Genomic DNA, 9,487 nt, shown 5'->3' with positions numbered 1-9,487 from the left:
TTGAACTCCGGCGTGAACGAGCGGCGAGGCCGAGGCTTCTTCTTCCCCATGCTCTCCATGATGGACATCCTCCCCAGAGAGGCCAAAGCCCCTCATCCAGGGTGTCCGTCAAAGTGGATCAAGCCCAGGACGACCCTGGCCTGCGCGGCGACCGCCGCAGTATGACCCGCCCGAGGGCGACCACCCATGATCGCGAAACCGGTGCAAAACGCTCGCCCGCGCAGTGTGGGTCGTGGCTAGTTCCGGTGCAGTTCAGCGGGCTGACGGAGGTTCGGTGGCCGGGTGCCTCCTGGAACCGTGTGGGCAGGTTCGAATCCTGCCGGGGGACCCAGTTTCACCAGCGGATATGCCCCCTCACCAGGGGCCATTACTGTTTGTAGGGTCCAGAGCAGATGCAGGCGTATGCCGCTCTGAGCCGCTACCGACCAGGGTTCCCGGTATAGGCGCGGTATGATCTTGATAGTCGTTTCCGCAGGTCAGAGGCCGTTTTGGGGTATCCACGCGGTATGAACGACAACGCGCCCCCAGCGTAGACATGAGGCTTGCCGAGGGCTCGTCCTTGCGTTCGCCAACGACAGCTCATCTCCCGCTGTTGATGCCGGTGTTCCCCTCCCATCGTCGTCTTCGATGCCAAGCCATAGGCCCGGAACGCTTCGTCCCTCACCCGGTTCGCGTGCTCGTCTTCGTCGTCCAGCACCGACGAGTAGCACGTCATCATCACTTCGACGCTCTGCCCCGCCCGCTCGGCGACCGGCGCCGGATCCCGCGTGGCCTTCAGTCCGAACGAGATGCCGGCATGCCGCAGGTCATACGGCCGTTGTGTAAGCACATCAGCCGCGTCCTGGGCGGCCCTGAGCCGTGCGATCAGCGACCGCTGACCGCAACCTTTGATTGGTTCATCCGGTCGGCCCGGGCTACCCGCAATCGCTCAGCCCGGCCGGAGTTGCTGCGCCGAGGACATCGCTCGTGTCAGCAGTGGGCTTCTGTCGTCACTGCCGAAACTGGATCAGCGCGTGAGTTCCGCCGGTTCGCCACGTTTCGACGTCCGCATCCAGCCGTGCGAGGGTGCTCGGCTGGAGGCCCACCACCGCCTCGGACTTCAGGGTGCGCAAGGTCACGACCGGCCCGGGGAAGTAGTCGACGGCGCTGGCAAACGGAGTGACCGCAGGCCAGTGGAGATCACCGACCAGTCGTCGGTAGTTCAGGTCACCCTTAAGAATCGTCACGGTCGATCCCGCATAGTCCTGGCACAGGTCGTCTGGCATGTCGGCATACGGGAGCGGAGCACACGCGAAAGGGTGTGCCCTGAGCATGAGTCGGCTTTCCTGCATCGCCGCCCAGAGCCGCCGGCCAATGCGCGCCGCTTCCCCACCCGCAGCGGTGAGGCGTCGAAGGCACGCGAGCGTATCCGCCGTGGTGGCGTCGGAGACGTAGTACGGGTGCGGCTTCAGTTGGAGCAGCACCTCCGCAGCGAGCCCGGCCTGCAGCAGGTAGTCGATGAGCACGAGGTCCGGTAGGAGTTCCCGCCCGGCGTTGTCCGCCACCAAGCACACTCGGCTGGCTGGGGATTCAGCCAGATGGGTCCAGAAGCGCGCCCGGTCGTCCGCGACGAGCGCCGAGTCGACTCCGTCGTGTGCAGCAGCGTCGGCCGTGATCTGGAATCCAAGGTCAGCGCGGTTCCCCCACAGGGATGAGGCGAGCAGCGCTTCGCGGCTTTGGTCGTTGGCGAGTTGGGGAAGCGTGTCGAGTGCGGCAAGTTCGTCGTCGACTGTGGCGCTGGCGAGTTCCGCCGCCTTGGCGGGCGCGAACGGGTCCACTCCCTTCCACGGGCCAGGGGTGAAGTACCCGACCACGTCGAGCAGTCGGCGGTAGAAGTAGCTCTCGGCCCAGAGGAACGGGACATCGGCCCAGGGCCGACCGTAGTTGCGCTGTCCCCACGCGTCCCACAACGCGGCGTCGTGGGCTCGGGGGCTCAGGCGGGCGACGCTCCCGGTGCGGCTCTCGTCGAGCAGCGCCTCCAGGGCGCGGCGCTGGTCAGCGTCGTACGGGAAGGCATCGCAAAGCTGCTCGAGGAGCCGAGGGTGCCGGTCGTGGAAGACTCCCCAGGCGAACGACCCTGGCTCGTTGCACAGGATCGGCGCGGCGGGAGCAACGCCGTCAGGGAGTCGGGGTGGTGCCTCGGCCATGCTCTGCGGCTCCCTCGCCGGGTTCGGGTCGGCCCACCACCTGCAGCGCGGTGACGCCGAGAGCGCTGGCGGCGAGAACTCGTCCGCTGTCCGCGTCGAATGCGGCGCAGTGCAGCGAAGCGTCGATCCGGACCTCGGCCACCTGGTGCTGTCCGGTCAATGACCAGAGCCGCACCGTCCCGCCGGCCGCGGCCGACACTAGCCGATCCGGATCATTGGTAAACGCCGCCATGAGCGCGCGGCTGGTGTGGCCGGGCAGGTGAGCCGTGAATCGCCCTGTGCCGGTCTCGCGTATATGGAGGTCACCACTGCCCGATCCCACCGCCGGGCGGTGCCCGGGTACGTCCGTGGCGAGCGTGCGGGCCCACCCGCCGCGGTTGGTGAAAGTCGGCTGCGGGGCGCCTGTGTGCGCGTTCCAGGTGTGGACGCTGCCTCCGCCCACGCAGGCGAACAGTCTGTCGCCAGCCGCGTCGAACGCGAGGGATCGCAGTCGGCCGGTGTGAAGGGACTTTTCCCAGAGCCGTTTCCCGGAAGGCAGGTCCCAGGGGATGGGGCGTTGGGGTGCCGGAGGCTGTGCGCTGGGTGCGGGGTAAGCGGCCTGCGGTTTTTGCGGCCTGGTTGTGGCGGTGTGTGCCGGCGGCGGACTTGGGGCCGGGCGGCTTGGGCTCGTTCTTCCGGCCGTCTCGGGGTGGGTGGCACACGGCTTGCCGACGCGTACCGGCCCTTGTCGGCCAGGGGCGATCTGCGATCTGCGACGGGTGTTACGGGACGCATATGGGGGACGGCAGTAGCTGGCGTCGGGTGCGCATCGGGCCGATCCCCGTGCGGCCCAGGGCACTGCCGGTGGCGTTCAGGTGACCGGAACTCCGGTCCGCCTTCGGCTCCTTCGCGAGCTACTGCCGCTCCCCCACTGATACCAACGAACCGAATGGTTACTGGTGTGGGTTGGGATGCAGAAGTACCTCGGATGAGCGAATGGCGAGCGCGGGAGCGGTGGGTGACGGGGCGGCTTGGGGTGCCGGGGTGAGGTGGGAGCGGGGTGAGTACGGGCGCGGGAGTGCGGGGCTGGGGTGCAGGTCAGGGCCGAGGTGGCGGTGGGCCGGAGAGGGCGTGGGGCTGTGTCGGGCAAGGGAATCTTCGAGCGGCGGGCGTGCGCGCGTCGGCCCGAGGCGTCTTCGTACGGCTGCTGTGCCTGCAGTGGGGGATGGCAGCTGTGAGCCGGTATGCCTGCGACGGCGGGTAACAGCGGCTTCGCACGGGCATGCCTGCGCGGGTTTTCGCGGGGGTGCCGACGACACGCTTTCGTGCGGGCGTGCGGGCGTGCGGGCGTGCGGGCGTGCGGGGCGGGCCTTCGTGTCGGGTCTGCGTCGGGTGGGGTGCGGTGCGGCTTCGGGGGTGCGAGGGGCGGGGTCAGGGGGCGAGGAGGACCGTGAGGAGCGGGGCCAGGGTGGGGTCCGCGGTGTGGGTGGCGGTGTTGAGGGATTCGGTCAGGGTGCTGGTGTACGTGGGGGCGGCCTCGGACTGGCGGGTGCGGCCGGCGTCGGTGATGACGGTGTAGACGCCGCGGCGGTCGGCGGGGCAGAGGTCGCGGCGGGTCAGGTCGTCGGCTTCGAGGCGGGCGACGAGGCGGCTGACGGAGCTTTGGTTGAGGCCGAGGCGGGCGGCCAGTTCTTGCATGCGGAGTTCGCCGTCGTGGGCGGTGGAGAGGTGGCAGAGGGCGCGGTACTCGGACAGGCCGAGGTTGTGGGTGCGCTTGAGGGCGCGTTCGAGGTCGTGCTCGACGCGGGCGTGCAGGGTGATCAGGGCGTCCCACTTGGCGGGGTCGACGGTTGCGGCGGCGGCTTCGCCGGTGGGGGCGGCGGCCGAGGTGCCGGCGGTCGTGGTGTCGGTGGTCATGGGACGACCCTTTCGGTTTGGTGTTGACACGATCTTACGTGTGTGTACAACATATGCATGCGCAAGCAAAACATGCAGGTGCATGCAACTTAGCCTGGGGAACCGGGCGCAGGAAAGGGGCTTGTCATGGCCGAGCTGGGTGCCGTGGGCGTGGTGGCGGAGCAGCGGATCGAGAAGGTCGCGACGTCGCCGGACTGGTATGAGCCGTACCGCATTTCGCAGGCCATCCGGGCCGGCGGCGTCGTGTACGTGTCCGGCCAGGCGGGCTTCACCGAGGACGGGAAGACCGTCGAGGGCGGGTTCCTCGCGCAGGGGCGGCAGGCGTTCGCGAACGTCGGGCGCGTGCTGGAGGCGGCCGGGCTGTCGTTCGCGGACGTGGTGAAGGTCGGGATCTTCGTCCGGAACATGGCTGAGAACCTCAACCACGTGATCACCCTGCGCGGCGAGTTCCTGAGCGAGCCTTACCCGGCGGACACCCTCATCGAGGTCGTGTCGCTGGCCCAGCCCGACTGGCAGATCGAGGTGGAGGTCGTGGCATTGGATCGCGCGGCCTGAGAACGGGATTGGGTCGGGGCTGGCATTGGGATGGGGACCCAGGATCAGTTCGGGATCGGATCGGGATCGGGATCGGGGACGTGGCCGGATCGGGGTCGCGTCCGGGTTTTGCGGGCTTCGCGGAGGGCGGGAGTGAACGGGATGAGTGGCATGGGTGAAGTGCTGTCGGCGCCGTACCAGGCAGGCGTGCTGAAGTTGGCGAACCGGGTGGCCATGGCGCCGATGACCCGGGGTCGGGCAAATGACGAGACGGGCGTACCAAGCGAGTTGGCCTCGACGTACTACCGGCAGCGAGCCGGCGCCGGGCTCATCGTGACCGAGGGCGTGTACGTGAACGCCCTCGCAAAGGGCGGGCCCGGCATCCCGGGCCTGGTGACCGACGAGCAGGTACGCGGCTGGCGTCCGGTGACCGAGGCCGTGCACGCGGAGGGCGGCACGATCTTCGCGCAACTCTGGCATGTGGGACGCATGAGCCACCCGTTGTCGCTGCCCACAGGTGAGCTGCCGGTCGCGCCGTCCGCAGTGCGGATCGACGGGCCGCAGATCTTCACGAAGGACGGGCTGCGCGACCATGTGCTCCCGCGAGCTCTGGAGACCGCGGAAGTGGAGCAGACCGTAAGGGACTTCGCGCGGGCCGCGGAGCGCGCCATCGAGGCCGGGTTCGACGGCGTCGAGATCCACGGCGCGAACGGCTACCTGGTGAAGCAGTTCATCGGCGACAACACCAACCTGCGGACGGACAAGTACGGGGGCTCGGTCAACGGGCGCCTGCGCTTCGCGGTCGAGCTTGCCGAAGCGGTGTCGGCGGCGGTGGGTGCGGAGCGCGTAGGGTTCCGGATCTCGCCGGACAACGACGAGAACCAGATCGTCGAACTCGACCCGCAGGGCACGTACCGGACCCTGGTCGATGCCGTCGACGGCCTCGGCCTGGCCTACCTCCACGTCCTGGAGCGCGGAAAGTACGGCGCCATCGCCGACCTGAGGACGCGCTGGTCCGGGACGCTCATCGCCAACCACAACGGGCCCGCCCCGACCAGCCCGGAGGTCGGCGCGCGCCTGGTGGCCGACGGCCACGCGGATCTCGTCGCCCTGGGCCGCCTCTTCATCAGCAACCCGGACCTCCCCGCACGCATCGCCTCGGGCATCGCCCTGGCGCCGCCGGCGACCGAGAACATCTACGGAGGCGGCGCGGCCGGATACGTGGACTACCCGACGGCAGCGGAAGCGGGGACGGGCGCGGTGGCCGCACTGTCCGCCTGATGCGGCTGCAGGACCCGGAAGGCGGACGCATCGGGCGGTGCGTCGGATGAGCACGGAGACCGAGCAACCGGCGGGGTGGGCATGTCCCGCACGGCGGCAGCCGGTTCGGTGAGCGGGGAACTCGCCGAACCGGCCGGCCGCGGCATCCGTGCGCAATCACGGCCTCGGCGGGAGCGGTCTGGACACGGACCGCTCCGCCGAGGCAGTCGGCGTACTCGGCGCTCGACCTACCCATGAGTAACTAAGTACGTCCGATGACCGGGATTGAGTACGCGCGCTCGGGGCGCGAAGACTGCGCCCGGGCAGCCTTGAAGGCATGGACGGACTGTACGCACTCAAGCCCTGGTACGCGGCCCGGCTCGGCGGCCTCCGCCGCGGCCTCGCGGCCCGCCGGGTCTCCCCCGACGCGGTGACCGCGGCCGGCATCGGCTTCGCGGCCGGCGCCGGGCTGGCGCTCGCGCTGCTGCCCGCGCCGTGGGCCGTGGCCGCGGTGCTGCCGCTGCTGGCGGCCCGCCTGGCGGCCGCGAACCTCGACGGCGCACTTGCCCGCGAGACCGGGCGTACCACGCGGTGGGGTGCCGTCCTCAACGAACTGGGCGACCGGGTCGCCGACTTGCTGGTCATCGCGGGCTTCGCGGTGCACGCCCCCGGAGCCCTGGTCGCCGGAGCCGCACTGGCAGCGACGCTGCCTTCGTGGGTGGCGCTCGCCGGCAGCGCGGCAGGCGCCGCACGTCGCAACGGCGGCCCGGTCGGCAAGACCGAACGCTGCCTTCTGGTCGCGGTGGCGGCAGCAAGCGGCTGGTACGCGCCGGTCCTGTGGGTGATCGTGGCCGGCTCGCTGTTGACCGCGGCGATGCGACTGCACGGCCTGCACCGGGAGTTCGCCGCCACCGGGACCAAGGCGGACGCGGACGCGGCAAACACCGCAGACCTGGTGGTGACCGCATGAGCACCGAAGTCATGGAGGCCATGCCCCTCCTCGGCGGCCTGCTGGGCACCGGCGGCGTACTCGTGGCGGCGTCGCGGCAGCGCGAGTTGGTACGCCGCTGGCTCTCGTGGGCCGGTATCGCGGTCGTGGTGTGCGGCGCAGTGGCGCTCGGCGAAGGCGGGCTCGCGGTGCTGGCGGCCGGGCTGGGCGTGGTCGCGTCGTTCGAGTACGCGGCGATGGCCGGACTGCGCAGCGTCGACCGGGCGGTGCTCGGATTGGCTTCCGTGGCCGTGCCGTTCACGATATGGCTGCGTCCCGAGGTGCTGGACGAGCGCGCTTATCTGGTGTTGCTGCTCGCCGCCGTCCTCGGCCCGGTGCTGACCGGCGACACGCAGCAAGGCGGACGCCGCGCCGCGTACACGCTGTTCGGCCTCTTCTGGATCCCCGTCGCCCTGGGCTTCCTGGTCACCGCCGCCACTCCGCTGGCCCTGGTGGTCGCGGTGGCCCTGGCGGACGTGGGCGGTTGGTGCGGCGGCCGGCTGCTCGGCAAGCGCGGTCCGACGGCGCGCAAGTTGTCGCCCCTGTCCCCCAACAAGACCTGGGGCGGGGTGATCGGCGGCGCGGTGTTCGCGGGTGTGGTGCTGCTCGCGCTGGACGGGATCGGCATCGACGGCGCCGCGACCCTCGGCCTCTGGGCGGCCGTGGTCGGCGGTGGGATCCTCGGCGACCTGGTCGAGTCGATGGTCAAGCGCGAGGCCGGGGTCAAGGACGCGGGCACCTGGCTGCCCGGCTTCGGAGGCCTACTCGACCGCATCGACTCGCTGTTGTTCGCACTGCTTCTGACGGGGGTGTTCGCATGATGAAGCGCCTTGCAGGGACGCGGGGTCCCGCGGATCGGACGCGCACGCGCAGGCAGGTGCGGGCGCGGGGGCAGGGACGGCGGCAGCGCCTGGCGCGCGGCGTCCGGACGCTGCGGCATCCGCGGCGCGAGGGCCTCTTCGGACGGCAGGCGCGCCTGCGGGCCGCCACCCGGATGCACATGGTCGGCACGGCGGGGATCGAGACCGGGAACGGACTCGGGGCAGGTCGCCGTACGGATCTGCGGACAGGGCTCCGCGCCCGTACCGGGGTCCGCAGGACGTCCGGGCCGCACACGCTCCGCCGTGGACCGGCATCGGGCCACCGCGCGCTCGCGGGCCGCAGGCACGGGCTCGATTCCGGCATCGGCATCGGCGCGAACCCGGATGCGACCTCCCCGGCACCGCTGGCCGCCCCGCGTACCGGCACCAAGCTCGGTGCGCGCCTGCGCCGCCGCCTGTGGCGTACGGTGCTCGGTCTCGGCGGCAACGTCACCGTGGTCGGCGAACTCCCGCCCGGCGGCTGCGTCGTGGTGGCCAATCACGCCTCGCACGCGGACACCCCGGCGCTGCTCGCCACCCTGGACGCGGCGCACGCTCCGCGCGTCGCGGCGGCCGCCGACTACTGGTTCACCAAGCGCCTGCGCCGCGCGGTGTGCCTGCGCCTCGCGGCCGGATTCCCGGTACGCCGGGCCGGCGGCGGCAGCGCCGACCTCGCCGCGATGGAGCCGGCGCTCCGGGCGGGCCACGCGGTGGTCATCTACCCCGAGGGCACCCGCGGCGACGGCTCCGAGGTCGCGGACTTCCGCGGCGGTGCGCTGCGCCTCGCGGCGACGGCCGGAGTGCCGGTCGTCCCGGTCGGCATCGCGGGCACCGCGCAGTTGATGCCCAAGCACGGGAAGCCGCGTCCTGCGCGGGTACGGGTGCACATCGGGGCGCCGCTCACAGCCCCGACGCCCGACCAAGCCCGGTTTGCAGTGGCGGAGTTGGCGATGGACGCGTACGCAGCCCGCCGCGCCGCGCTCGGCACTTCCGACACCAAGAGCGTTACGGACGCCGACAGTACGGGCACCGACAGTACGGGCACCGACAACGCTGCGGACGCCGAAAAGGACAGCCGCCTGCGCATCGTCATCGCGCGCATTGCGGCCTCGCCCCGGATCTGGCTCCTTGCCGCGGCGTGGGCGTTCGCCGAGGCCCTCTCGTGGCCGCTGATGCCCGAACTCCTGCTGGCCATGGTGTGCGTGGCGGCTCCGTCGCGCGGCATCCGGCTCGTGCCCTTCGTCACGGCCGGCACGGTCGCGGGCGGGGTCCTAGCCATGCAGCTCTCGCTGCTCGGCGCGACGCCCCCGGCGCCGTGGACGACCGACCGGATGCGCGGCGCCGCCCGCACCCAACTCGCCCAGGAGGGCGCCTCCGCGGTCGCGCACCAGCCCTGGAACGGCATCCCGTACAAGGTGTACGCGGCCGAAGCGGGACGAGTCGGCGATGCTTCGACCGAGTCCCCTGGGCACGCAGCGATCGGACCGGCCGAGTGGGCTTGGGAGACCACCAAGGCCAGGGCGGTCCGGAACTGGGTGGTGGCCGGCGTCTTCACCGCGTTCGGCGTCCTGACGCTGCGCCTTCGGCGTTGGTACGGCGTCTACTTGGGCGGGCTGGCGGTCTGCTTCGCCACCGGCCTGTGGCTGATCGTCCAGGGCTGGCAATAAGAGGAACAGCAGGGCTCACGAACCGGGTCGGGGGGGGGGGGGGGGGGGGGGGGCCCCCCCCGGGGGGGGCCGAACGGGGGAGAAAAGGCGCGCGGG

The 9,487-nt window shown here is 71.2% G+C and carries 8 protein-coding genes; 5 read left to right on the top strand and 3 right to left on the bottom strand.

Features of this window, described 5'->3' with window-relative positions; all coding sequences use genetic code 11:
* Positions 1 to 989 precede the first annotated feature (989 nt).
* The 3 genes from LZ495_RS42245 to LZ495_RS42235 form a co-directional block, all read right to left on the bottom strand.
* Entirely contained in the window at positions 990 to 2,186 is a 1,197-nt protein-coding gene (locus tag LZ495_RS42245; RefSeq protein WP_235058570.1) for a damage-control phosphatase ARMT1 family protein, read from the bottom strand.
* Positions 2,158 to 2,508: a WD40 repeat domain-containing protein gene (locus LZ495_RS42240; protein WP_372498723.1), complete on the bottom strand. Its 351-nt coding sequence runs from the start codon at positions 2,506 to 2,508 to the stop codon at positions 2,158 to 2,160. The genes LZ495_RS42245 and LZ495_RS42240 overlap by 29 nt, the downstream gene beginning before the upstream one ends.
* Before the next feature lie 1,088 nt (positions 2,509 to 3,596).
* Positions 3,597 to 4,082 carry a MarR family winged helix-turn-helix transcriptional regulator gene (locus LZ495_RS42235; protein ID WP_235058568.1) on the bottom strand — a complete coding sequence of 162 codons (486 nt, stop codon included), beginning with the start codon at positions 4,080 to 4,082 and terminating at the stop codon, positions 3,597 to 3,599.
* Between the two features lie 126 nt (positions 4,083 to 4,208).
* Between LZ495_RS42235 and LZ495_RS42230 the strand changes: the two genes are divergently transcribed.
* The 5 genes from LZ495_RS42230 to LZ495_RS42210 all read left to right on the top strand — a co-directional run bounded on the left by LZ495_RS42230 (position 4,209) and on the right by LZ495_RS42210 (position 9,391).
* The gene (locus tag LZ495_RS42230) at positions 4,209 to 4,637 is read left to right on the top strand and encodes a RidA family protein (RefSeq protein WP_235058567.1); all 429 of its coding nucleotides are present in this window, start codon (positions 4,209 to 4,211) and stop codon (positions 4,635 to 4,637) included.
* 150 nt (positions 4,638 to 4,787) lie between these two features.
* Entirely contained in the window at positions 4,788 to 5,897 is a 1,110-nt protein-coding gene (locus tag LZ495_RS42225; protein WP_235058566.1) for an alkene reductase, read from the top strand.
* 316 nt (positions 5,898 to 6,213) lie between these two features.
* Entirely contained in the window at positions 6,214 to 6,846 is a 633-nt protein-coding gene (locus tag LZ495_RS42220; protein WP_235058565.1) for a CDP-alcohol phosphatidyltransferase family protein, read from the top strand.
* Positions 6,843 to 7,685, top strand: coding sequence for a phosphatidate cytidylyltransferase (locus LZ495_RS42215; protein WP_235058564.1), 843 nt, complete (start codon positions 6,843 to 6,845; stop codon positions 7,683 to 7,685). The genes LZ495_RS42220 and LZ495_RS42215 overlap by 4 nt, the downstream gene beginning before the upstream one ends.
* A gap of 179 nt (positions 7,686 to 7,864) precedes the next feature.
* Positions 7,865 to 9,391: a lysophospholipid acyltransferase family protein gene (locus LZ495_RS42210; protein ID WP_235058563.1), complete on the top strand. Its 1,527-nt coding sequence runs from the start codon at positions 7,865 to 7,867 to the stop codon at positions 9,389 to 9,391.
* Positions 9,392 to 9,487: the final 96 nt, after the last annotated feature.

The organism is Yinghuangia soli, assembly GCF_021502675.1.
GTDB classification, from domain to species: domain Bacteria; phylum Actinomycetota; class Actinomycetes; order Streptomycetales; family Streptomycetaceae; genus Yinghuangia; species Yinghuangia soli.
Note: the sequence above shows the minus strand (reverse complement) of the source record. Positions and strands in the feature narration are given on the sequence as shown.

Bases quoted from the DNA above. Each gene is read 5' to 3' on its own strand.
- LZ495_RS42215 (WP_235058564.1), top strand. From the start codon at position 6,843: ATGAGCACCGAAGTCATGGAGGCCATGCCCCTCCTCGGCGGCCTGCTG.
- LZ495_RS42235 (WP_235058568.1), bottom strand. From the start codon at position 4,082: ATGACCACCGACACCACGACCGCCGGCACCTCGGCCGCCGCCCCCACC.
- LZ495_RS42230 (WP_235058567.1), top strand. From the start codon at position 4,209: ATGGCCGAGCTGGGTGCCGTGGGCGTGGTGGCGGAGCAGCGGATCGAG.
- LZ495_RS42210 (WP_235058563.1), top strand. From the start codon at position 7,865: ATGGTCGGCACGGCGGGGATCGAGACCGGGAACGGACTCGGGGCAGGT.
- LZ495_RS42220 (WP_235058565.1), top strand. From the start codon at position 6,214: ATGGACGGACTGTACGCACTCAAGCCCTGGTACGCGGCCCGGCTCGGC.
- LZ495_RS42225 (WP_235058566.1), top strand. From the start codon at position 4,788: ATGGGTGAAGTGCTGTCGGCGCCGTACCAGGCAGGCGTGCTGAAGTTG.
- LZ495_RS42245 (WP_235058570.1), bottom strand. From the start codon at position 2,186: ATGGCCGAGGCACCACCCCGACTCCCTGACGGCGTTGCTCCCGCCGCG.